The sequence below is a fragment of the Corynebacterium sp. HMSC065H09 genome (assembly GCF_001812845.1).
GTDB lineage: Bacteria > Actinomycetota > Actinomycetes > Mycobacteriales > Mycobacteriaceae > Corynebacterium > Corynebacterium jeikeium_D.
Genome location: NZ_KV810589.1, coordinates 178,167 through 201,914 on the forward strand (window position 1 = coordinate 178,167; position 23,748 = coordinate 201,914).

Below are 23,748 nucleotides of genomic sequence, written 5' to 3' on the forward strand. Positions count from 1 at the left end.
CCAAACCCATCTACACCCAAAATTCCGAAGAGCCGGATATCTCGTGGGGGTTTCCTACACCCACTGGGCGGTTTTTGATATCAAACCCGAAACCGATATCTACTGGACGGCCGCCGATATCGGCTGGGTCACCGGGCACTCCTATATCGTCTACGGGCCGCTGGCCAATGCGACCACCTCGGTGCTGTATGAGGGCACCCCGGATACTCCGCATCGGGGGCGCTGGTGGGAGATCGTGCAGAAATACGGCGTGACGATTCTGTACTGTGCGCCCACCAGTATCCGTACGTTCATGCGCTGGGGTCGCGATATCCCGGCCGAATATGACCTGTCGTCGCTGCGGTTGTTGGGCAGCGTGGGTGAACCGATCAACCCCGAAGCGTGGATGTGGTACCGCGAGCACATCGGGGGCAATAACGCACCGATCGTGGACACCTGGTGGCAGACCGAAAACGGCCATATTCTGATCAGCCCGCTACCCGGGGTGACCGCCACGAAACCCGGGGCCGCGATGCGCGCCCTGCCCGGCATTACGGCCGATATCTATGACGAAGCCGGCGTTCCGGTAGAACCCGGCAACGGTGGCTATCTGGTGATCACCGAACCGTGGCCCGGCATGCTGCGCACCCTGTGGGGCGATGAGGAACGGTATCAGAAAACCTACTGGTCACAGTACCCTGGCGTATATTTTGCCGGTGACGGCGCGAAATTCGATAAGGACGGCGATATTTGGGTCCTGGGCCGGGTCGATGATGTGCTCAATGTTTCCGGGCACCGGATGTCGACGGCAGAAATTGAATCGGCGTTGGTCGCCCATGCGATGGTTGCTGAGGCCGCTGTGGTCGGGGCCCAAGATGAAACCACCGGGCAGGCGATCGAGGCGTTTGTGATTCTGCGCGAAAGCGCTCAGCAACTCGACGACGCCGTCGGGGTCCTGCGTGATCATGTTCGTGCCGCGATCGGACCGATTGCGACACCGCGATCAATCACCGTGGTCACTGACCTCCCCAAGACCCGCTCGGGTAAGATTATGCGCCGTCTGCTCAAAGATCTCGCCGAAGACCGCGAGATTGGTGATACCACAACCTTGGCCGATGCTTCGGTCATGGAGACTATCCAGCAGCAGGTTCGCGCCGCTCGGGCCCAATAGCGCTTACCCCAGTTCGACGAGCACCACCCCCGCCATGATCAGCACCAGTCCCAAGATCATGCGCGGGGTTAACGGCTCTTTCCAGATGATCCGCGCCAGCACTGCGATGAGCGCGACACCGATAGCTGACCAGATGCCGTAGGCAATGGCCACCGGCATGCCGTAGGAGATAGTAACCGCTAAGAAAAAGAAAGCGAGCCCGTAGAACACCACGAGTGGCAGGATCCAGATTTTCTTCCGAAAGCCATCCGAAGCACGCAGACTCAGGGTAGCGATAATTTCAGAAACGATCGAAAAGGACAGAAACAGCCAGCTCATGATTCCAACACCTCAGCTTTGCCTGGATCGCGCTGGCCGGTTTGGACAATGAAGACGCCGGCCATGATGGTGACAATGCCGATGATCGCCGTTAAGCTGAGCGTTTCATGGAATAACACGGCACCCAGAACCGCGACCAGGGCAACTCCGGCTGCTGCCCAAATTCCATAGGCAATGCCGATTGGAATACCTCTTCCCAGGGCGAGTCCCAAGAGGGTGAAAGCAATGATGTATCCGATGACCACCCCGATGGCATAGAGCGGTTGATCAACGGCTGCACGCAGGCACATGGTGCCAAGCGCCTCGGCAACAACCGCCCCGATCAGTAACAGCCAGCTTTTGAGCATGTGGGATTTCCAACTTCCGTAATGAGTCCGGGCTTACTCTATCAATCGCGTCCGACCACTTCAACACACCCCGATCACCAAACCCATCTACACCCAAAATTCCGAAGAGCCCTTAAAGGCCTGCGGTGGGGCGTGCTGCGTGCGGAACCTACCAGCCGAAAGTATTGAACAGCAGCAACAGGACAATGCAGAGCAACCAGATAATCACGGTCACAATAGTGACGCGGTCAAGGTTCTTCTCCACCACAGTCGAACCGGACAGATTCGACTGCATGCCGCCACCAAAGAGGCTGGACAGTCCGCCACCCTTACCCTTGTGGAGCAGGATAAACAGCGTCATCAGGATGGATGTGATGACCAGGACAATCTGAATGGCGAGGTACACGCGCACTTCCTTTTGAAACGTCGCTTCTTTAAGAACTCCAACTATACTAGCGCAATTGCTCCGCTGGCTAGGTATCCCTAGCCGTATCCCTAGGCGAATTCCTAGCCGGAGTTGCGCAGTGCAGTTGCCAAACCATTCATGGTCAGCTGAATGCCCCGACGCACCTTGTCGCGATTATCGCCGGCACGGTAGCGACGCAGCATCTCCAGCTGGATGATGTTCAGCGGCATAAGGTACGGGAAGCGCATGTCCACCGAGCGCCTGAGCAGCGGGTTGTCCTCCAGCAGGTGCTTGTACCCGGTTACCTTCAGGAACATCTCCAAAGTCAGGTCGAACTCTGCCTTGATGATGCCGTAGATGCGCTCACCGTCGGCCTTATCTTGGCACAGGCTAGCGTAGGCGCGCGCAAGGTTGAGGTCAGCCTTGGACATGACCTGCGCCATGTTCGACAGCACCGAATTGAAGAACGGCCAAATCTCGTTGAGCTGACGGAGCTCAGCCAGGCGGGAACCGTCTTCGTCCTCGCCGATCCACTCCTGCAGTGCAGAGCCGACACCAAACCAGCCCGGCACCATAGAACGCTGCTGCGACCAGGACAGTACCCAGGGAATTGCGCGCAGGTCAGAAATGGTCTGGGTCTGCTTGCGTGAGGTCGGACGCGAACCGATGTTCAGGCTGCCGATCTCATCGACCGGGGTCGACGACGTGAAGAAGTCAATAAAGCCCGGGTCCTCGTGCATGAGCTTCGAGTAGGCCTCGCGAGACATGTCGGAAATCTCCGACATAATCTCGTGGGCGCGAGCTGGGTTCTTCAGGTCATCGACGTCGAGCAGAGTCGACTCAATCGTTGCCGAAACAAGTGCGGCGAGGTTCCTGCGTGCCGCTGCAGGGTGACCGTACTTGGCAGAGATAATCTCGCCCTGCTCGGTGATACGCACCGACCCCTGGACTGCACCCGACGGCTGCGCCAGAATTGCCTCGTAGGACGGTCCGCCACCACGGCCAACGGTACCTCCGCGGCCGTGGAAGAGACGCAGGCGAATGTCGTTGTCCTTCGCGGCTGCCACGATTGCGACCTCCGCGTCGTAAAGCGCCCAGTTTGCAGCGAAGTACCCGCCGTCCTTGTTGGAGTCGGAGTAGCCAAGCATGACTTCCTGCAGATCTCCGCGTGCGGACACGTATGCGCGGTAGACCGGAATGTCCCACGCAGCACGCAGCACGTCGGCACCAGCCTGCAGGTCTTCGATGGTTTCGAACAGCGGAATGACGTCAACAGAACCGGTCGGCTGGGAGCCATTCGGGCGAATCAGACCGACTTCCTTGAGCAGAATCATCGGCTCCAGCAGGTCGGAGACCGATGTACACATCGAAATGATGCAGTGCGGTACCGCGTCGTGTCCGTACTTGCGCACCGCACGGGATGCCGCACGCATAATGCCTAGCTCGCGAGCCGTAGCTTCGGAAAGATCTGCGGAAGTCGAAACCAGCGGACGGGAGGACTGCAGTTCCTTGGTCAGCAGCTCGACCTTGTCAGCTTCCTTCAATCCCGCGTAGTTGTCCACCACACCGGCAGCGGAGAACAGCTCGGTGAGGATTTCCTCATGAGAGTCCGAATTCTGGCGGATATCAATCGAGTACAGGTGGAAACCAAATACTTCGACTGAATCAATCAGATCGCGCAGGCGGTGATCGGCGATGAGGTCATCGTGGCTGGACCGCAGTGAGTCGTCGATAATCGAGAGCTCTTCAAGTAGCTCCTCGGCGCTGTCATACGGAGTGAATTCCGACCAGTCGCCCTCGATGATGGACTCGTCGAAGAAGTTCACCGCTGTTGCCGCCACGCGACCGCGGATACCGTGAACCGCACGACGGTACGGCTCATCTTCGCGGTTAGGTACGTCATTGTGGCCGCGGCTGGCCAGAGCGACCAGATCCACGGTGACCTTGGTCAGGCGGTCGCTGAGACTGAGCTCGCGCTCCAGCAGGTGCAGCTGCGAGAAATAGTGACGCAGGATCGTACCCGCCGCCCTATCGGAGGCATAGCGCAGCGTTTCCTCTGTCACGTATGGGTTGCCGTCGTGGTCACCGCCAATCCACGAGCCCATGCGAATCGTTGGGTAAGCCGGCAACTTGTTTCCGCCGAGCTGACGCAAGTGCTTGACGACGTCTCGGTTAATCTGTGGCACAGCTTCCAGCAGAGAAAGCTGGTAGTAGCGAAGACCAACCTCGACCTCGTCGCGAATATCCGGGCGGTTCATGCGAATGAGGGCCGTTTGCCACAGCGTCAGGATACGGCGGCGGATATCGGCATCAATCTCAGCGAGTCGGTCCGCGGTGCGCGCATTCATCGGGGCCGCCTGAATCTCGTGGCGGCGCCGCATTGCGGCCGTGATGTGCTTCTGCACATCGAACACTGTGCGACGACGAGTTTCCGTTGGGTGTGCGGTCAGAACCGGGACGACCTCAATGTGGTCCATCATGTCCGCAATGGCGCTGCTGGAAACCTTGGCGTCGCGAAGCTTCTGCCATGTTGCCTCCAGAGTGGAGTCCTGCGGTGGATCGCCAGCATCGAGAGATGCCTCGATGCCCAGCTCCTCGTGCAAATCCTCAGCGAGGTTAGCCAAAAGTGCGAAGTGCGTGAAAGCACGGATGACAGGGCTTGCCTCGGCAGGGTCAATATCGCGGAAGAGGCCGGTGAGCTTCTCGATGTCGCCATCGCCACGATGGAGTTCGAAGGCTGCACGGCGAGCATTTTCGACCAGGTTAAAGACCTCGTCACCCTCTTGCTCGCGGATTACCTGCCCAAGAATTCGACCCAGGTGGCGAATATCCTCCCAGAGCAAGTCCTGCTGCTTCGCGGTAGCGGTCGATGAGGATTGCTCATTGCTTGCAGTGTGTCGGTCAGTGTCACCATGTACTTGTTCGTTCATTGAGCACGTCCTTTGAAAATTGCCGGGCATTCCAAGTGGAAAGCCTCGGGAAATGTATTGCGCTGAATTATTGCCAGTCGGTGTGCCTGGATTGAGTCCGCCTAAAGGCAATAACCCCGAATCGGTTTTATGAGAATCAATAAAACCAATCCGGGGTCGCGCATGGCGCCTATCTTATCAGTTGTTCTGAATTTATATGCACTTAGGCGTTCTGGGCGGCATCTGCAGCAAGTGCGCAGAGCTTCGCGAATGCTTCACCGTCGAGCGAAGCGCCACCGACGAGGCCGCCGTCGACGTCGGGCTTGCCGACGATCTCAGCGACGTTCTCGGCCTTGACGGAACCACCGTAGAGGATGCGCATTTCCTTTGCGATGTTCTCGTCCGCAATTTCAGCGATGGTCTCGCGGATAGCTGCACAGACTTCCTGAGCGTCTGCAGCCGATGCGACCTTACCGGTGCCGATAGCCCAGACCGGCTCGTAAGCGATGACAGTCTTGGCCAGCTCAGCGTTGGTCAGGTTAGCCAGGGAGCCCTTGACCTGAGAGACAACGTACTCGACGTGCTCTTCGACCTCTCGGACCTCCAGCGGCTCGCCGACACAGACGATTGGGTTCATGCCCTCGCGCAGTGCTGCCTTGGCCTTCTTTGCGACCAGCTCGTCGTCCTCTGCGTGCATATCGCGACGCTCGGAGTGACCAACGACGACCCAGGTGCAGCCGAGCTTTGCCAGCATCGATGCGGAAATCTCGCCGGTGTAAGCGCCGGACTCGTGGACTGAGACATCCTGCGCGCCGTAAGTGACGCCGAGCTTATCGCCCTCAACCAGAGTCTGGACCGAACGCAGGTCGGTAAACGGCGGGATGACAGCGACGTCAACCTTGTCGTAGTACTCCTTCGGCAGAGCGAACGCGAGTTTCTGCACCACACCGATAGCCTCGAGATGGTTCAGGTTCATCTTCCAGTTACCAGCAATAAATGGTGTACGTGCCATAGTGGTGGAATTCACTTCCCTATCAATTAGCGGATTTTTAAGCGATGAAAATCCGGTGGTGGAAAAATCTTAGTCTTCCAGGACGGAGACGCCCGGCAGAGTCTTACCCTCGAGGAACTCCAGCGAAGCGCCACCACCGGTGGAGATGTGGCTGAAGCCGTCCTCGTTCAACCCCAGAGTACGTACTGCCGCTGCGGAGTCGCCGCCACCGACGACGGAGAAGCAACCGTTGTTAGTGGTGGCATCGATGATGGCCTGTGCAACCTCGCGGGTGCCAGCTGCGAAAGCCTCCATCTCGAACACGCCCATCGGGCCGTTCCAGAACACAGTCTTGGACTCAGCGAGCACCTTGCCGAATGCCTCGGCGGAAGCCGGTCCGATGTCCAGGCCCATCCAGCCTTCCGGAATCTCGGTGGCGTCTACCACCTTGTTTTCAGCGTCTGCAGCGAACTTGTCAGCCACAACTACGTCGGTTGGCAGAACGATCTTATCGCCGTAGCGGTCCAGGAGATCCTTACAGGTGTCAATCATCTCTTCCTGCAGCAGGGATGCGCCAACGGCGTAGCCCTTGGCAGCCAGGAAGGTGAAGCACATGCCGCCGCCGATGACCAGGGAGTCAACCTTCGGCGCGAGAGCCTCAATAACGCCCAGCTTGTCGGAAACCTTGGAACCGCCGAGCACGACGGTGTACGGCTTCTCCGGGGTCTCTGCAACCTTGCGCAGAACCTCAAGCTCAGCCTGAACCAGATTGCCGGCGTAGTGCGGCAGCTTCTTAGCGATGTCGAAGACGGAAGCCTGGGCGCGGTGAACAACACCGAAACCGTCAGAAACAAATGCTCCGTCCGGAACAAGTGCAGCCAGCTCGGCTGCGAACTCGGCGCGCTCTGCCTCGTCCTTGGAGGTCTCGCGCGGATCGAAGCGGACGTTCTCCAACAAGAGTACATCGCCCTCGGTCAGGCCATTAGCGCGCTCGTGCGCGTCCTCACCGGAGACATCACCGGCGAGCGCGACGTACTGCTCCAGGCGCTCAGACAGCGCCTCAGCGACCGGGGCCAGGGAGAACTCGGACTTAACCTCGCCCTTCGGGCGACCCAGGTGAGCCATAACAACGACCTTGGCGCCGGCCTCGACAAGCGCGGACAGGGTGGGCAGCGAAGCATCGATTCGACCCGGATCGGTGATAACGCCGTCCTTCAACGGAACGTTAAAGTCGGAGCGGACGAGGACGTAACGGCCTTCAATACCTTCGTTGATCAGGTCTTTGACAGTCTTAACAGTCATCTCAATGAAATCCTTGTGAAAGTGTGTAAAAAACGGGCCGTGGGTGGCGTGCCCTACTCAGGCACAACCACCCCGGCCCGTTCGGGGTCTGGGATTAACCAGGTGAGTTATTAGAGGCGCTCACCGACGTAGACAGCCAGGTCGACGAGGCGGTTGGAGTAGCCCCACTCGTTGTCGTACCAGGAGACAACCTTGACCTGATCGCCGATGACCTTGGTCAGCGGTGCGTCGAAGATAGAGGAACGCGGGTCGCCCTCGATGTCCTTGGAAACGATTGGGTCCTCGTTGTAGCCCAGAACACCCTTGAGCTCGCCCTCAGCAGCTTCCTTGATGGCAGCATTAACGGACTCGACGGTGACCTCGCTCTTCGCAGTGAAGGTCAGGTCGGTGACAGAGCCGGTCGGAGTCGGAACACGCAGTGCGTAGCCGTCCAGCAGACCCTTGAGCTGCGGCAGAACCAGAGCGACTGCCTTTGCAGCACCGGTGGAGGTCGGAACAATGTTCAGAGCAGCAGCGCGGGCGCGACGCAGGTCCTTGTGCGGAGCGTCGTGCAGACGCTGGTCACCGGTGTATGCGTGGATGGTGGTCATGAGACCGCGCTCGATGCCGAACTTGTCGTCCAGGACCTTAGCCATCGGAGCCAGGCAGTTGGTGGTGCAAGAAGCGTTCGAAATGATGTTGTGCTTCTCCGGGTCGTAGTCAGTGTGGTTGACACCGACAACGAAGGTTGCGTCTTCGTTCTTAGCCGGAGCGGAGATGATGACCTTCTTGGCGCCAGCCTCGATGTGAGCCTTGGCAGCGTTGGCATCGGTGAAGAAACCGGTGGACTCAATGACGATGTCGACCTCGTGCTTGCCCCACGGCAGGTCCTTCGGGTCACGCTCAGCGTATGCCGCGATGCGCTTGCCGTTGACGGTGAGGGACTCATCGTCGTAGGTGACCTCTGCGTCAAGCTTGCCCATGATGGAGTCGTACTTGAGCAGGTGAGCCAGGGTCTTGTTATCAGTGAGGTCGTTTACAGCAACGACTTCCAGGTCAGCGCCCGCAGCGAGCAGGGAGCGGAAGAAGTTGCGGCCAATGCGACCAAAACCGTTAATACCTACACGAACCGTCACAATAATCTCCTTAATGGATTGGCGAATCGATGCCACTTGTCAGGGCGCTGATTGCGCTCCAACAGGTTCACTACAGAAGTGTACGTTGGGTTTTTCATTCGCGCAGCGGTGGTTTGGTGCGAAAATCCCAAATAAACGGAGATTTATCAAAAATTACGCACCTGACTAGGCATAACAGGTGCTTTACTCGTCAACTTCTTTGTCAAAAAGTTCGTCTGTAACGACTGCAGTTGTGGGGGGAATTCCGAGTTCGTTTGCTCTTTTGTCTGCCATGGAGAGCAAACGGCGGATGCGTCCTGCGACGGCGTCCTTGGTCATTGGCGGATTGGCCAGCTGCCCAAGTTCTTCCAATGAAGCCTGCTTGTGCTCGATGCGCAGCTGTCCTGCAGACACCAAATGGTCTGGTACATCGTCACCGAGAATCTCTAAAGCACGCTCTACTCGCGCTGCTGCAATAACGGCCGCACGAGCCGAGCGCCGCAGGTTGGCATCGTCGAAGTTTGCCAAACGAGTGGCCGTCGCTCGCACTTCACGACGCATACGCTGTTCTTCCCACTGCAGGCGAGTAGTCTGGGCTCCCATTCGCGTCAGCAGCGCACCGATTGCATCGCCCTCCCGGATGATTACGCGATCGCCACCGCGGGATTTATTCTCCTTGCTCTTAGCCGTAATTCCGAGCCTACGAGCACATCCCACCAATGCGAGTGCCGCTTCAGCAGAAGGAGCAGTGACTTCCAAAGCTGAGGAACGCCCCGGCTCAGTCAGTGAACCATGTGCCAAAAAGGCACCCCGCCATGCAGCTTCTTGATCGATCTTCTGTCCCATGATCAGCTTGCGTGGTAGCCCACGTACGGGACGTCCTGCAGAGTCGATCAGGCCAGTTTGCCTAACGACGAGTTCCGCGCCATCGGTTACCCGCACGATGTACTTCGAGGTCTTTCGCAAGCCACCGGGAGACAAGACATTGAGGCTGGCTTTGACATCGTAGAGTTCGGCCAGCATGGAGCGCAGGCGGCGTGCGACAGCGCCGGAATCCAACTCAGCCTCCAGCACAATCGAACCTGCCACCAGGTGGAGTCCTCCTGCGAAGCGGAACAGGGTCGAAATCTCCGCTGCCTGAGCGCTTTCCTGCGAAACTGACACGCGGGCTAGTTCGTCTTTGACCTTCGCCGTCAATGCCACGATGCTGTCCATCCTCATTTCATGTGTGCGAGCTGGGTTTGGGCCTGGTTAATTTAGGTAAAATTAACCCCATTTGAGCTTTAGCAATAAACCTCAAGGATAGTATCCGGTACCAATCGAGTGGCAATTAGTTGATTGTCTATTGCATCCTCGCAGGAGAATGCATTAAAACCCTCGACTGGCCGGACGCTTTAGAGGAACTGACGAAGTGCGACAGCTAGTTTCTCCGGCGAATGCCGACCCGTCAGAGCTCCGTGGTCATCAACTTCTTGCACATCGGCGAAGACAACCTGCGCGTCTAGGCTATCCGCCGCTCGCTGCAGGTATTCTCGTTCGGTATCCGCGAGCGGCGTGTTGTCGTCGACAAGCACGTAATTGAGCTTCAAGTTAGGTGCATGCTGCGTGAGCATATGGATGTGCCGTTCGGAAGAAAAACCGGCGGTCTCCCCCGGCTCGGCGACAAGATTCAGCACCACGACGGTTGTGGCATTGGTTTCTTGCAGAGCATCCCGCAGCCCGGGCACCTGAAGATGTGGCAGAACCGAAGTAAACCACGAACCCGGACCCAGCGTCACCAAATCGGCATTGAGGATAGCTTCAATGGCCTCCTCGGATGCCGGCGGAGTCTCAGGAATCAGCCGGATTCGGCGCACCTGGCCAGGTGTCGTGGCCACTGCGACCTGGCCACGGACCTGGCGCACAACGCGAGCATCCTGCTCCAAGCCAACGACTTCGGCCTCAATCTCTAGCGGGATCGGCGACATGGGCACGACTCGACCCCGGATTTGCAGCAACCGGCCAATTTCGTCAAGCGCGTCGACTTCATTTCCCATCACACTGGTGAGGCCAGCGATAATCAGATTGCCAATCGCATGCCCTGCCAGTGCGCCAGTTCCGCCAAAGCGGTGCTGCAGTGTCTTTTCCCACAGATCGCCTTTTTCCGTATCTGCGGAAAGCGCGGCGAGTGCCATGCGAAGGTCTCCAGGGGGAATCTGCCCCAGCTCACGACGAAGGCGACCCGAGGATCCGCCGTCGTCGGCAACTGTGACCACCGCTGTGACATGGTCCGCAACCTGACGGTCAGCTCTCAGCGTGGCAAATAGACCATGACCGCCACCCAGACTGGTAATTGATGTCAATTTCTACACCTCCACTAAAACCGCTAGTTGCGGTCAATATCGCGGTGGACGACGTTGACGTTGATCCCGGAAACTCCCTCGAGCTTCTTAGCCAGCGCCTCCGACATGGCCACACTTCGGTGATGGCCTCCGGTGCATCCCACAGCGATAGTCATAAAACCCTTGCCCTCACGGCGGTACCCGGGCAAAACCAATTCAATCAAGTTTGTGACGTTGTCCAAAAACCCCTGAGACTCAGGTTGGGACAGCACGTAGTCGGCCACGGCTTTGTTGGTACCGCGGCCCGCACGCAGCTCAGGTACCCAATAGGGATTGGGGAGAAAACGGACGTCGAAAAGCATGTCGGCATCGCGCGGTGCACCGTGCTTAAACCCAAAAGATTCGATGGTGATCTGCTGAATCTTACTAGCGGTATCCGACAACTGATGCTCTAACTCACGGCGCAAATCGTGCACGCTCATGTCAGAAGTATCCACTACTAAATCCGACATGCCCTTTATTGGCAGCAACATCTGACGTTCAGCGGCAATACCCTGTGAAAGCGTGCCATTTTCCTGCAGCGGATGGGTGCGGCGGACAGAGTCGTAGCGGGCGATGAGGGTGTCGTCGTTGGCATCAAAGAAGATGACATAGGGCTGGCGCCCCTCATTGCGGAGTCCGTCGAGCACCTCCCCCAAACTGCCGGCGAACGCGCGCGAGCGCACGTCGGTGACGATAGCGAGGCGCTCTACTGGAGAGTCCGCTTCAAACGACAACTCGACCATGCGCATAATCAACTCCGGGGGCAGGTTGTCTGCGACATACCAGCCCATCTCCTCCAAGACGCTGGCGGCCGTATTGCGTCCGGAACCGGACATGCCGGTAATCAACACAAGTGACTTTTCAGCCTGAGGGGAATAACCCGAAGTAATCATGCCATCACTCTAATACAATTTCGCCCAACCGCTCTCGGTTTTACTAGCGGAAGTAAACCCCCTAGCACTGTTTCAAGTGCGGTTTTAGCCACTTGTTTACCTACTTCTACGCCTACTCTCCCGGACCGACATCCGAGTTTGGCTCTGACGACTTCTCGTCTGGATGGAGGTAATCGTAAACAGTTTTCGCGAGCATCGGCCCGAAACCAGCCACTTCTTCGATCTGCTCGACGCTGGCCTTCTTCAGCGCCGCAACGGAACCAAAGTGCTTGACCAACTCACTGCGGCGTGCTGGCCCCAGCCCCTTAATGCCATCAAGCACCGACGAGCGCATGCGTTTAGATCGCTGCTGACGGTGATAATTAATGGCAAAGCGGTGCGCCTCATCACGAATTCGCTGGATTAGGTACATCGCTTCCGAATTACGCGGCAGAATAAGCGGCTCATCATCGTCGGGAATCCACAGCTCTTCTAAGCGCTTGGCAATTCCCACCAACGTCACATCGGTGACCCCGAGTTCATCGAGGACCGCCTGTGCGGCTGCGACCTGCGGTGCACCACCGTCGACGATGAACAACTGTGGCGGGTAGGCAAACTTGCGGTTACTCCGCGACTGCTCATCGACGGCATCAGTCGTCTCTTCGACGAACATCTCGCTTGCATCATCGGGCATGGCGAGCTTGTCCTCGTTATGGCGCAGAAAACGACGGCGCACCACCTCAGCGATAGAACCGACGTCGTCCGAGCGACCGTCACCTGCTGCATCTTTGATTCGGTAGCGACGGTAGTCGGACTTCTTGGGCAATCCATCCTCGAAGACCACCAACGAGGCCACCACATCGGTGCCCTGAATATGCGAGATGTCAGTGCACTCGATGCGCAGCGGCGCTTCATCCATAAATAGCGCGTCCTGGAGTTCGGAGAGAGCCTGCGATCGAGTAGTTAGATCTCCACTTCGCTTTAGCTTGTGCTGGCGTAGCGCTTCAGCTGCATTTTTCTGCACGGTCTCCATGAGCGTCCGCTTGTCACCGCGTTGTGGGACGCGAATATCTACATTGGTGCCACGAATATCGGCCAAAAATGCAGTAACCTCGTCAAGATCGTCGGGCGTGGCCTGAACGAGAATTTCGCGTGGCACAACCTGGGCGGCAGTGGTTGATTCATCGCCGTCGACATCCGCGTGCTTGGCGGCGTCGCCATAGAACTGTGTCAGGAACTGCGTTAGCAGCCCACCCAAGCTGGGGTCAGTCTCTCCCTCTCGAAACTCCGTAGTCGCGTACTCGCCGGACTTCTCCACTACCCAGCCGCGCTGACCGTAAATACGTCCCGCCCGAACATGGAAAATCTGCACGGCCGCTTCCAGTTCGTCGGTTGCTAGCGCAATAAAGTCGGCATCGGCGGCGTCGGAAAGCACGACTGACTGCCGCTCCATGACCTTGTCGATGGCAGCGAGGTTGTCGCGCAGACTAGCGGCGCGCTCGAAGTCTAACTCGCCGGCAGCTTCCTCCATTTCCTTCTTTAAGCGCCTCGTGACCGGGCCCGTATTTCCCGACATGAAGCTGGTAAAACCACGGACAATTTCGCGGTGTTCCTCGGCACTGACACGGCCGACACAAGGCGCCGAGCATTTGTCGATATAGCCGAGCAAACAGGGCCGCCCCAGGGCTTGCTGCCGGTTGAAGACTCCCTTTGAACAGGTGCGGGCTGGGAAAACTCGTGTAAGCAAGTCGAGAGTTTCTCGGATAGCCCACGCGTGTGAATAAGGCCCGAAATAACGCACGCCCTTCCGGCGCGGTCCTCGGTAGAGAAAGAGCCGCGGGTACAGCTCTCCAACGCTGACGGCCAACATCGGATACGACTTGTCGTCGCGGTACATCACGTTGAACCGCGGATTAAAGCGCTTGATCCAGGTGTACTCCAACTGCAGCGCTTCGACTTCATTGTGGACGACAGTCCACGTCACCTTCGAAGCGGACTGCACCATCTGGCGGGTGCGGGGATGAAGCCGAGTTAAGTCCTGGAAATAGTTAGACAAACGCGCACGGAGATTCTTCGCCTTGCCGACGTAGAGAACGCGCCCGGTTGAATCGAGAAAACGGTACACCCCCGGCTCCGTGGGAATGGTGCCGGGGGCGGGACGGTACTGAGAAGGGTCAGTCACTTACGGTGTCCTTAAAACGTGTCCTTGGGTTAGTCCTCCGGCATGAACTTGTCTTCAAGTTCACGGAACCGGCGGATGTCTTCCACGACGCGGCTGCCGTCGGCCGACTGGATCGCGAGCATCGGCACAAACTCAAAGTCAGGCAGCTCCAAGCGAGCCCAGCGGGACTTCTTTGGAAAACTCAGGCCGTAGATATCGACCCACGGGTAAAACTTCGCATTGAGTAGATTGCGGACTTCCACACCCCTGGCATTTACGCGAACGCGAACCCGAGTCAGCAGCAGGATTACCCCGGCGATGATCAAACCAATCATTGGGAAAGCCAGCTGGTCGATAGCGGTCACCGAAGCTCCGGTGTTACCAAAGTCCACCACGATACCCATGAAGATATGGATGGCGAAAACCACAACTGCAGCGATAATCGCCCACAGACGCAGCTTTTGCGAGGTGATTTCCAACAGCCATTTGTCTTCGTTACCGGTGTCGACGGCAGTCGAATTGCTGTGGCGTTCGGAGTTACCCATTCTTACTCAGCTCCACCTTCACGAAGGGACTTCAACACTGCGACGGTGTGCAGCGCTGCGGCCATGGCCTCGCGACCTTTATTCTCCGCGGCGCCCTCACCGCCGGCACGATCAATTGCCTGCTGTTCAGTGTTGCAGGTCAGCACACCATTGCCAACTGGCGTTTCACAGTCCAGTGCGATCCGCGTCAGGCCCTCAGTCACCGAGTCGCAGACATAGTCGAAGTGCGGCGTACCACCGCGGATAACGCACCCCAGCGCCACCACGGCGTCGTGAGTTCGGGCGAGCTGTTGCACCACAACCGGAATCTCCAGAGCACCGACGACAGTCACATCCGTAACTACAGCGCCGACCTCCTCGGCCTGGGCCAGCGCTTCACCACGAAGCTGCCCAGTAATCTCCTCGTTCCAGTGAGAGGTGACCAAACCGACGGTCACACCAGTGGAATCGGGAACGGAAATTTCAGGAAGACCTGCGCCACTCATCTACTGTGCTCCTTCTGTCGAAATGCCGTGGGTCTCCATGTACTCATCCAACCAAGGGAGCTCATGGCCCATGCGTTCGCGCTTTGTCAACAAGTATTTCAAGTTATCCTCGTTGACCTCAACTGGCACCGGTACCCGGCGGCTCATCTCCAGTCCATAACCACCTAGGCCGGCACGCTTGGTCGGATTGTTCGTCAGCAGCGCCATAGTGGTGACTCCAAGATCCTGCAGGATCTGTGCACCAGTGCCGTACTCACGGGCATCCGACGGCAAACCGAGCGCGAGATTGGCATCAACGGTGTCAGCGCCTTCATCTTGCAGATGGTAGGCCTGCAGCTTCGGCATCAAACCAATGCCTCGGCCTTCGTGCCCGCGCATGTACAGGATGACGCCGCGCCCCGCTTCGTGAACCATGCGCATGGAGTTGTGCAGCTGCTGACCGCAGTCGCAGCGGCGAGATCCCAATGCGTCGCCGGTGAGGCATTCGGAGTGCACACGCACGAGGACGTCCTGACCATCGTTGGAAGAAACATCCCCCACAACGAGAGCAACATGCTCGACACCGTCGATAAGGCTCCGGTACCCAATGGCACGGAACTCGCCGTAGTCGGTCGGCAGCTTGGTTTCGACAACGCGTTCAATCAAGTGCTCGTTGTGGCGACGGTATTCGATCAGCTGCTCAATGGAGATCAGCGCTAAATCGTGCTTGTCGCAGAAGCGACGCAGTTCCTCCGCGCGCGCCATACCGGTCGGGTCTTCCTCGGAGACAACCTCACACAGCACGCCGGCAGGACGAAGCCCTGCCAGGCGGGCGAGATCGACCGCAGCCTCGGTGTGGCCGGCACGGACGAGGACGCCACCATCGCGAGCTCGCAACGGGACCACGTGTCCTGGTCGGGTGAAATCGTGCGGGCTCGACGTGGGGTCAGCGAGAGTACGAATGGTGTTCGCACGATCTGTGGCGGAAATACCGGTCGTACCGGTGTTGGCATCCACGGTCACTGTGTATGCGGTACCGCGGGCATCCTCATTCTCTGACACCATCGGTGGCAAATTCAGACGCTCGCAGTCCTCGGCGGTCAGCGGCGCGCAGATGTAACCAGAGGAATAGCGAACCATAAAGGCAACAAGTTCAGGCGTTGCCTTCTCGGCGGCGAAGATGATGTCGCCCTCGTTCTCACGATCTTCATCGTCGACGACGACCACGGCCTTACCGGCTGCGATGTCCGCAATGGCCCGCTCTACAGAATCGAACTTAATCACAGTCTTGTAGCTTATCTTTCCAACATTTTCTCGACGTACTTGGCTAGCACATCGACTTCCAAATTGACCTTGGCGCCTACCGCGGTCGAACCAATAACGGAGTCCGTCAGCGTCGTCGGTATCAGGCTGACCTCAAAGAACCCCTCGCCTACTGCAGAGACGGTCAACGAAGTACCATCCACGGCAATTGAGCCCTTTTCCACGACATACTTGGAGAGATGCTCCGGCAGCGAAATCCGCACTACTTCCCAGCGCTCCCCTGGCGTGCGCGAAATAACCTCGCCGGTGCCATCGACATGTCCCTGCACGATATGGCCGCCGAGGCGTTGACCGACTGCGGTTGCACGTTCGAGGTTGACCTTGGAGTCGACCTCAACCTGGCCGAGGCTCGACCTAACCAGAGTCTCTTGCATGAGATCAGCGGTAAAGAAATCATCGCCAAACTCCACGACGGTCAAACAAACGCCATTGACAGCAATGGAATCACCGTGGTGCACGTCGTCAAGCACGGTGGTCGCGCGAATGGTCAGAGTAATGGAATCGGCTTCGCGGTGGATTTCGCGAATTTCGCCGAGTTCCTCAACAATTCCCGTAAACATAGTGGTCAGGAAAATCCTTTACCGTTTGTTATAAATTGAAAGATTTTTACAAAATTAACTCTAGCCGGTCTACCCGCGATCTTTGCCACTGCGGAGAGCCGTAATCAAAATGTCATCCCCCAGAGTCTCGACCGCGACGGTACGAAAGCGCGAGATGTCAGTGATGGTGGTCTCATGGTTGGCCGATGTCACCGGCAGACCAGCTCTGAGAAACGCCGGGGCAATGTAAGACTCAATCGCGTCGACAGCATCGGCTTCTAAGAAAGCGCTGGCGAGCCGTGGGCCGCCTTCTACCAGCACGTCAATAAGTCCCATATCCGCCATTGTCTCCAGCGCCACTTCCACATCGTGAGTGCGAATGTGGCGGAAGTTATCGCCGCGGATATTCGCATCGGCGGCGACCTCCGAGGTGCCGATCACGATGCGCAGGGGTTGCGTTGACAGCTCCTCGCCGTCTGGTGTGCGCGCGGTCAATCGCGGATTGTCAGCGAGCACTGTTCCCGTTCCGACGACAATCGCTTGCCGACGTGCACGATCGATATGTACCCGTGCCCGCGCCTGCTCCCCCGTAATCCACTGCGAGGTGCGGTCGGTAGCGGCGGCGAAACCATCCAGCGTGCCCGCCGTCTTCAGCGTGATGTGTGGGCGCCGAGTGCGCTGCCAGTGTAACCATGGACGCAGATAGCCATCCGCCACACGATTGCGTTGGAACTCCTCGACCACGTCGATTCCCTTGTATCGCAACCACTCGCTGCCGCCAGCGGCCACGGGATTAGGATCGGCGACCGCAAATATGACGCGGGAAACTCCGGCTGCCGCAAGTGCCTCGGTGCACGGTGGTGTACGGCCGATATGATTGCACGGCTCTAGTGTGACCACTGCAGTACCGCCCTGAGCTCGTGCCCCCGCCATTTCCAATGCTTGTGGCTCTGCGTGTCGGCCACCTACCGGCTCAGTTCCGGCCACTCCTACCGCAATCCCTGCGGTATCGAGGATGACGCAACCAATCGGTGGATTGGGATAGGTGGTGCCCCGAACTCGCTGGCCGGCTTCTATGGCCAATGCCATAGCTTGAGCGTCAGTCAGCGGCTGTGCGGAGACGAGATCCGGAAACTGTGCCACCGTGCTTCACCGCCGTCTACTTAGTTGCAGCAGTAGTGGCCAATGCGCGCAGCTCATCGACAGCCGCCGCACGATCCTCAGCGCCGAATACGGCCGACCCTGCAACGAAGGCGTCGCAACCGGCGGCGGCAGCGGATTCGATGGTCTTGGCGGAGATACCACCGTCAATCTCGATCAGAGTATCCAGACCTTCGGCATCAATGCGCTGACGCAGCTTCTCGACCTTGGTTAGCTGATCCGGCATAAAGGACTGGCCCCCGAAACCGGGTTCGACACTCATGACCAGCACCTCGTCGAATTCGGCGAGGTGATCCAGCCACGGCTCAATTGGGGTACCCGGGCGCAGCGAGAACCCGGCCTTCACGCCCTGGGAACGAATGTGGCGTGCCAGTGCGATGGCATCGTCGACGGCTTCCACATGGAAAATAACGGAGCTCGCCCCCGCCTTAATGTAGGTGTCGACCCACTTCTCCGGGTTCTCAATCATGAGATGGACATCCAAGTACTTGTCCGTCACCGCAGCTACGGCCTCCAGCACCGGAGCGCCGAAGGACAGGTTGGGAACGAAGTGGCCATCCATGACGTCGATATGCAGCCAATCTGCATTGGCTACAGCCTCAACCTCGCGGTCGAGGCGAGCGAAGTCAGCAGCGAGAATGGACGGGGCAATAATTGGTGCGCTCATAACCTCTGAGCCTAGTCGTTCTTGCGCAAAACTGAGAAGAACATCGCATCGGTACCGTGGCGGTGTGGCCACATCTGCACAGATGGATACGGTCCGACATCGGTCATCGGCGCTACCAACTCGTGTGCATTCAGCTCAGTCACCGGCAATTCCGTCACTGCCCTATCGACAATTCCCCTGGTTTCACGCAGATGCGGAGAACACGTGGAATAGACGATGATGCCACCCAGCCGTGCCAGACGCACAGCTTCACTGAGCAGTTCAAACTGCAGCGCAGTCAAGGAGTTCAGATCGGACGGCGACTTCCGCCAGCGCGCTTCCGGGCGACGGCGAAGCGAGCCCAAACCAGAGCACGGCGCGTCTACCAAAATGCGGTCAAAGCCTGCCTCCAGCCCGGTATCGCGACCATCCGCAACGGTTACAGTCACTGGCAGCCCGGCCGTGGCCTTCTTCACCAGTTCTGCGCGAGTCGCAGATACCTCAACAGCGTCGAGCTTCGCGCCCTCAATAGCTGCGATGCCGCCGATGAAAGCTGACTTACCACCGGGGCCGGAACACAGATCTAACCAGCGGCCGCTGTCTTCACCGGCAACGGGTGCCATGGTGACGGCACGCGCAATGAGCTGAGAACCCTCGTCCTGCACCGCAGCCAAGCCCTGTCGGACCGGATCCAATTCTCCTGGGGCACCGGAATCCAAGCGCACGCAGTACGGCGACCACGGCCCCTCTTCACCGCCGGTAATCAGTGCCAATTCCTCAGCCGTAATCTCGCCCGGACGAGCGACCAAGTGCACCACCGGGCGCGCATCGTCGGCAGCGAGTGCCTGCTGCAGCTCACCGGCTTGTGCACCGAGTGCACGGGCAAACTCCATCGCAATCCAGCGCGGGTGGGCATGCTTCATCGCTACGTAGCCAATCGGATCGGTCGCAGGATCCGGCGCAATCTCAGCCACCCATTCGTTTTCGGTCTTCGAGGAAACCTTCCTCAAAATGGCATTGACAAAGCCGCGCGCACCAGGTCCCGCCACCTTCGCCACTGCCCGCACCGAGGTATCGACCGCAGCGTAGGCGTCGACGCGCGTACGCAGCAGCTGGTACGTGCCCAGGCGCAACACATCCATCACCGGTCCAGCAATATCGCTTAACGGGCGTGACGACGATGCCTCAATCACGGCATCCAACAGGCCTTCCGCCCGCAGTGTGCCGTACGTCAGCTCCGTTGCAAAAGCAGCATCCCGACCCTTGAGCTTGTGTGCCTTCAGCAACTTGGGCAGCAGCAGGTTCGCGTAAGCATCATTCTCGCGAACGTCGGCTAGTACCTTCAGTGCGACCTTGCGCGGCTGGTCAATGCCACCGCGATTGTCCCCACCTCGGTTGTCACGGTTACGGTTGCGGTCATTGCGGTTCTGTCCGCTGCGGTTGCCGCGCTGCCGTCCGCCACCGGTGTGGCGGGGTTTGTCGTTGCCCATTTACTCGCAGACCTTTCCGCCGGGTTGGCTACCTCGCGCCCAGTCGGACGCATCCATCATCTTCTTACCCTGTGGCTGCACCTTCACCAGCTGCACATAGCCATCGGCACAACGCACGGATACCCGGTGCTTCTCCACTACCAACTCACCCGGCGTGGCGGCTGCCGCCTCCGGAGCAGCTGCCTTTCGCACCTCGTCGACCGCGGCGCTGTCCTCGTCGGAAAGCGGGGTGAGCTCTCCGACCTTCAAACGTGCGCCGTCGAGAGTTGTCCACGCACCTGGGGCAGGCGTGAATGCACGAGCGCGGCGGTCAAGAAGATGTCGCGGCTGAGTCCAAACGATTCGGGCATCCTCCGGCCCGAACTTAGCGGCGTAACTGACATCCTGTTCTGGCTGAGCGGTCGGACGCAACGCACCGGCTTCGATGCCGTCCATGGTGGCGGCTAGAAGATCCGCGCCGGAGTATGCCAGGCGGGTCAAAAGGTCGTCGGCATTATCGGTCGGGCGAATCGCTTCGGTGACGGTACCGAAAACTGGTCCGGTATCCAGACCCTTTTCAATCCGGAAAGTACTGGCACCCGTGACTTCATCGCCGGCAGCGATAGCTGCCTGCACCGGCGCGGCACCTCGCCAAGCAGGAAGCAGTGAGAAATGCAGATTGACCCAGCCGTGCGTCGGTACATCGAGCAATTCCTCCGGCACGAGATTGCCGTAGGCGACCACCGGGATGCAGTCGGCGTTTAATTCGCGGATCTGCTGCTGGATCTCTTCATCGCGCAGGGTCGTCGGGGTGAGCACGGGAATGTCGTGTTCCAAGGCCAGAGCCTTCACCGGCGAGGGCGAAAGCGACTTACCGCGGCCACGGCGGGCATCGGGGCGAGTGAGAACAGCGACGATTTCATGACGGGAGTCTTCGAGCAACTTCTTCAGTGCAACGACAGCAGGTTCCGGGGTTCCGGCAAAAATCAGGCGCACAGTAAGTGGATTCCTTCCTGGTGGACCTAGTTGTTCTAGTTAATCTAGTGATGAAACTCGGGGCGCCACACCCAGGGGTCTAGGCGCAGGTGAGTTAACCGCGGTTGAGGAACCAGTCCTGCTCACGCAGAGAACGCATCGCGGTCTTGCGCTCGTCGCCCTCGAGACGCTTCAAAAACAGCACACCATCCAGGTGGTCGCTTTCATGCTGCACACAGCGAGCCAGCAAATCATCAGCTTCGAAGCTCACCGGTGTGCCGTGGCGATCCTGGCCAGTAACGCGCACACGTGCGTGTCGAGTCACGGGTCCATTAATACCCGGGATAGATAGGCATCCTTCGATTTCGTGGACAGTCTCGTCGCCGATGGCTTCCCATTCCGGATTGACGATGTGCCCGCGGGTGCCGTTGCAGTCGTAGACGAAAACGCGCTGCAGCACGCCGACCTGGTTTGCCGCGAGCCCGACGCCCTGTTGCTCGTCCATCGTGTCGAACATGTCATCAATCAGGTGCGACAGCGTCGCGTCGAAATCAGTGACGGTATCCGCCTTGGACAGCAACACCGGATCGCCGAAAAGACGTACCTCACGAACTGCCATGAACTTAGAGCCTCCAAGAAAACTGGTGTGAATCAAGCGATAACGCGCTCATTTTAGCAGCTAGCCGAAATTAATCGGATCGACGACAACGCGCACCGGCGTCGGGTCCTTCCTGGTCGCTCGAACGACCTGTGCTGCCTTCAACGCCGCTCCCACCGCCCGTGCTTGCCGACGGTCACAGCGCACCAACATCCGCTGAATAGGTGTACCCGGTTCCACGCCTGCTGGTGGTCTGGCGTTGCGGGGAAGGTCTACCGGCCCCAGGATTTCCGCGCCCGATGGAACCTCCAGGGACTCCATGAAGTTACGCAGGCCCTCTTCAGTCCCGTCCACCGCTGCCACGTGAAAGGCCGGAGGCAGAGCGGCGGCTGTACGGTCGGCCAATTCCCTGTTCGCAGCGCCTACCGCGTCCCATGCCAGAAGATCGGCCACAGTCGGGACTGCAGCATCCGCATCGATAACCACTGCCCCTCCTCGCTCCCGCGGGCGCGCAAGCGTGACAGCTCGAGACCAATGCGCATAGGCCTCTTCATGAGCGCGCAAGTCCTGCCGGCCGAGCATCGCCCAAGTGTCCAGCAGCATCACTGCTCCGTAGCCCTCCGGCGCATAAGGCTCGGCTCCCGGCGTGGCCACCACGACCCTCGGGCCTTCGGGAATGTCGTCAACAATCCGTTCGCCAGAGGAAGCGACGACTGGGAATGGACTGAAAATACGACCAAACTCTTCCGCCGTACGTTCACTGCCGACCACGACTGGCCGAATCTTGGTGGAACCGCAGCTATGGCAACGGTGGTGGATGTCGATGCGGCCACACCACCGACAGGTCGGCGGCGCCGGATCGTCCGGGTTATCGGACGGTGGAATTCCCAGTGGACCGTTACACCAGCGACAGCGCGCAGGCGCGCCACAGGAGCGACACGACAATGTCGGTACATATCCCTTGCGGGGTACCTGGACCAGAATCGGAAGCTCTTCGCGCAGCGCGGCTTTTGCCCGTCGAAAAGCGATGGCAGGAAGGCGTCCCCTACTCACGTCATCCGGGTCTTCGGAAGTGTCCGTGGAGGCAATCATCTCCGGCATGGATTCAGCGAGGGCGTCGGCGCCTGCAACCAGATTGTGCGCCCAACCTGAGGAGACCAGCAGCTGCACCTCTGCTGTACGGCTATACGATGCAAAAATAAGAGCGCATCCCTCCTGCGCACTTCGCGTGACCAGCACCTCGCGAGAGTGGACGTAGGGTGCGCGGGGGTCTACGAGGTTGTCATCGCCATCATCGACAATCACTGCTAAACGCAGATTCTGCACTGGGGCGTACGCTGCCGAGCGCGTTCCGACGACTATGCGCCCCTGGCCGTGCAGGATATCCAGGTAGCGGCGATAGCGGGACTCGGGACCGAGACCAGCCCCGAGAAGAGTGAGCTGACGGGCAGAAATGAGCTCGCGAAAAGCGCTCTCGAAGCGTGCCTGCGTGCGTGCGTCCGGCACAATGATGAGAACACCGCCACCATCGCGGGCGACCAAAACGCTGAGCGCGGCGAGCATGGCTGCCACCTGTTCCCCTGGAACTGGCTGCCACGCTGCGCGTGCCGGGGCGCCCTTGCGGACGGAATCGACAAAGGATTCGCCGAAGACATAGTTGCCCCACGCGGAAAGGTCCGGATCCTCGGTGGCAAGCTTTCCCAATTCCTCCCACGTTGGGGGCATCTTCTCCTTGCGGGCACGTTCGGCCCGTGCATGACGGGTTGGGATGGCGGATCGAATGATGTTTGAGCGTGTTGCGCCGTAATACTCCGCCAGAGAATCCACCAACCGTCGAAGCTGTGGCGGATAGACAACCTCAGTGCTGATGACATCCTTGAGATAGGACAGTTTGCCGTCGTGAGTGGGCGTGGCACAGCGCTCCAGCACCAGCGCATTGACCAATTGGCCGTGGAATCGAATCCGCACCCGGCAACCGACAACCGCTTCCTCCGCTAGCGCGCGCGGAACCAGGTAATCGAAGGGGCGATCCAACTGCGGCAGCCCCAAAAGTGGAAGCACCCGCGCGACAGGCAGCTTCTCAGCTGCGGCGGCGGGTGCGAAAGGGGCGTCGGTCATAGAGTCTTACTCTACTTC

22 protein-coding genes are annotated in these 23,748 nt (G+C 58.9%); 1 reads left to right on the forward strand and 21 read right to left on the reverse strand.

Annotation, left to right across the window (positions count from 1 at the left end; genetic code table 11):
• Positions 1-1,150, forward strand: a 1,150-nt coding sequence (locus HMPREF2878_RS06760) for an AMP-binding protein (RefSeq protein WP_141753120.1), incomplete at its 5' end; no start/stop codon positions are given.
• A gap of 3 nt (positions 1,151-1,153) precedes the next feature.
• On the opposite strand, the gene HMPREF2878_RS06765 is transcribed toward HMPREF2878_RS06760, so the two are convergent.
• The 21 genes from HMPREF2878_RS06765 to HMPREF2878_RS06865 form a co-directional block, all read right to left on the reverse strand.
• Positions 1,154-1,468 (reverse strand): DMT family transporter, encoded by a 315-nt coding sequence (locus tag HMPREF2878_RS06765; protein WP_035757985.1) that lies wholly within the window; start codon positions 1,466-1,468, stop codon positions 1,154-1,156.
• Positions 1,465-1,815, reverse strand: coding sequence for a DMT family transporter (locus HMPREF2878_RS06770; protein ID WP_035757987.1), 351 nt, complete (start codon positions 1,813-1,815; stop codon positions 1,465-1,467). The genes HMPREF2878_RS06765 and HMPREF2878_RS06770 overlap by 4 nt, the downstream gene beginning before the upstream one ends.
• 148 nt (positions 1,816-1,963) lie before the next feature.
• Positions 1,964-2,200, reverse strand: coding sequence for a preprotein translocase subunit SecG (gene secG, locus HMPREF2878_RS06775; protein WP_005510775.1), 237 nt, complete (start codon positions 2,198-2,200; stop codon positions 1,964-1,966).
• A gap of 101 nt (positions 2,201-2,301) precedes the next feature.
• Positions 2,302-5,130, reverse strand: a complete 2,829-nt coding sequence (ppc, locus tag HMPREF2878_RS06780) for a phosphoenolpyruvate carboxylase (RefSeq protein WP_070653094.1) — start codon at positions 5,128-5,130, stop codon at positions 2,302-2,304.
• Between the two features lie 202 nt (positions 5,131-5,332).
• Positions 5,333-6,121, reverse strand: a complete 789-nt coding sequence (tpiA, locus tag HMPREF2878_RS06785; RefSeq protein ID WP_049193719.1) for a triose-phosphate isomerase — start codon at positions 6,119-6,121, stop codon at positions 5,333-5,335.
• Between the two features lie 69 nt (positions 6,122-6,190).
• Positions 6,191-7,402 carry a phosphoglycerate kinase gene (gene pgk / locus HMPREF2878_RS06790; protein ID WP_016422732.1) on the reverse strand — a complete coding sequence of 404 codons (1,212 nt, stop codon included), beginning with the start codon at positions 7,400-7,402 and terminating at the stop codon, positions 6,191-6,193.
• 110 nt (positions 7,403-7,512) lie between these two features.
• On the reverse strand, positions 7,513-8,517 hold the full coding sequence (gap, locus tag HMPREF2878_RS06795; RefSeq protein WP_048731894.1) for a type I glyceraldehyde-3-phosphate dehydrogenase: 1,005 nt from the start codon (positions 8,515-8,517) through the stop codon (positions 7,513-7,515).
• Positions 8,518-8,700: 183 nt separating this feature from the next.
• The gene (gene whiA / locus HMPREF2878_RS06800) at positions 8,701-9,699 is read right to left on the reverse strand and encodes a DNA-binding protein WhiA (protein WP_048731892.1); all 999 of its coding nucleotides are present in this window, start codon (positions 9,697-9,699) and stop codon (positions 8,701-8,703) included.
• 191 nt (positions 9,700-9,890) lie between these two features.
• On the reverse strand, positions 9,891-10,838 hold the full coding sequence (gene yvcK, locus HMPREF2878_RS06805) for a gluconeogenesis factor YvcK family protein (RefSeq protein ID WP_048731879.1): 948 nt from the start codon (positions 10,836-10,838) through the stop codon (positions 9,891-9,893).
• Positions 10,839-10,861: 23 nt separating this feature from the next.
• Positions 10,862-11,752: an RNase adapter RapZ gene (gene rapZ / locus HMPREF2878_RS06810; protein WP_005510809.1), complete on the reverse strand. Its 891-nt coding sequence runs from the start codon at positions 11,750-11,752 to the stop codon at positions 10,862-10,864.
• Between the two features lie 112 nt (positions 11,753-11,864).
• Complete coding sequence (gene uvrC, locus HMPREF2878_RS06815; protein ID WP_070604564.1) at positions 11,865-13,913, reverse strand: excinuclease ABC subunit UvrC; 2,049 nt, start codon at positions 13,911-13,913, stop codon at positions 11,865-11,867.
• A 29-nt stretch (positions 13,914-13,942) separates the two neighbouring features.
• Positions 13,943-14,437: a PH domain-containing protein gene (locus HMPREF2878_RS06820; protein WP_070653095.1), complete on the reverse strand. Its 495-nt coding sequence runs from the start codon at positions 14,435-14,437 to the stop codon at positions 13,943-13,945.
• A 2-nt stretch (positions 14,438-14,439) separates the two neighbouring features.
• Positions 14,440-14,922, reverse strand: a complete 483-nt coding sequence (gene ribH / locus HMPREF2878_RS06825) for a 6,7-dimethyl-8-ribityllumazine synthase (protein ID WP_070653096.1) — start codon at positions 14,920-14,922, stop codon at positions 14,440-14,442.
• The gene (locus HMPREF2878_RS06830; RefSeq protein ID WP_016422725.1) at positions 14,923-16,185 is read right to left on the reverse strand and encodes a bifunctional 3,4-dihydroxy-2-butanone-4-phosphate synthase/GTP cyclohydrolase II; all 1,263 of its coding nucleotides are present in this window, start codon (positions 16,183-16,185) and stop codon (positions 14,923-14,925) included.
• Positions 16,186-16,196: 11 nt separating this feature from the next.
• Entirely contained in the window at positions 16,197-16,784 is a 588-nt protein-coding gene (locus HMPREF2878_RS06835; RefSeq protein ID WP_070653097.1) for a riboflavin synthase, read from the reverse strand.
• Between the two features lie 69 nt (positions 16,785-16,853).
• Entirely contained in the window at positions 16,854-17,906 is a 1,053-nt protein-coding gene (gene ribD / locus HMPREF2878_RS06840; protein ID WP_070653100.1) for a bifunctional diaminohydroxyphosphoribosylaminopyrimidine deaminase/5-amino-6-(5-phosphoribosylamino)uracil reductase RibD, read from the reverse strand.
• A gap of 16 nt (positions 17,907-17,922) precedes the next feature.
• Positions 17,923-18,591: a ribulose-phosphate 3-epimerase gene (gene rpe / locus HMPREF2878_RS06845; protein WP_069358698.1), complete on the reverse strand. Its 669-nt coding sequence runs from the start codon at positions 18,589-18,591 to the stop codon at positions 17,923-17,925.
• 11 nt (positions 18,592-18,602) lie between these two features.
• Positions 18,603-20,060 carry an RsmB/NOP family class I SAM-dependent RNA methyltransferase gene (locus HMPREF2878_RS06850; RefSeq protein WP_070653102.1) on the reverse strand — a complete coding sequence of 486 codons (1,458 nt, stop codon included), beginning with the start codon at positions 20,058-20,060 and terminating at the stop codon, positions 18,603-18,605.
• The gene (gene fmt, locus HMPREF2878_RS06855) at positions 20,061-21,035 is read right to left on the reverse strand and encodes a methionyl-tRNA formyltransferase (protein WP_016422720.1); all 975 of its coding nucleotides are present in this window, start codon (positions 21,033-21,035) and stop codon (positions 20,061-20,063) included. It lies immediately after the preceding gene.
• Between the two features lie 94 nt (positions 21,036-21,129).
• Positions 21,130-21,633 (reverse strand): peptide deformylase, encoded by a 504-nt coding sequence (gene def, locus HMPREF2878_RS06860; RefSeq protein ID WP_016422719.1) that lies wholly within the window; start codon positions 21,631-21,633, stop codon positions 21,130-21,132.
• A 60-nt stretch (positions 21,634-21,693) separates the two neighbouring features.
• Positions 21,694-23,730, reverse strand: a complete 2,037-nt coding sequence (locus HMPREF2878_RS06865) for a primosomal protein N' (RefSeq protein ID WP_070604551.1) — start codon at positions 23,728-23,730, stop codon at positions 21,694-21,696.
• Positions 23,731-23,748: the final 18 nt, after the last annotated feature.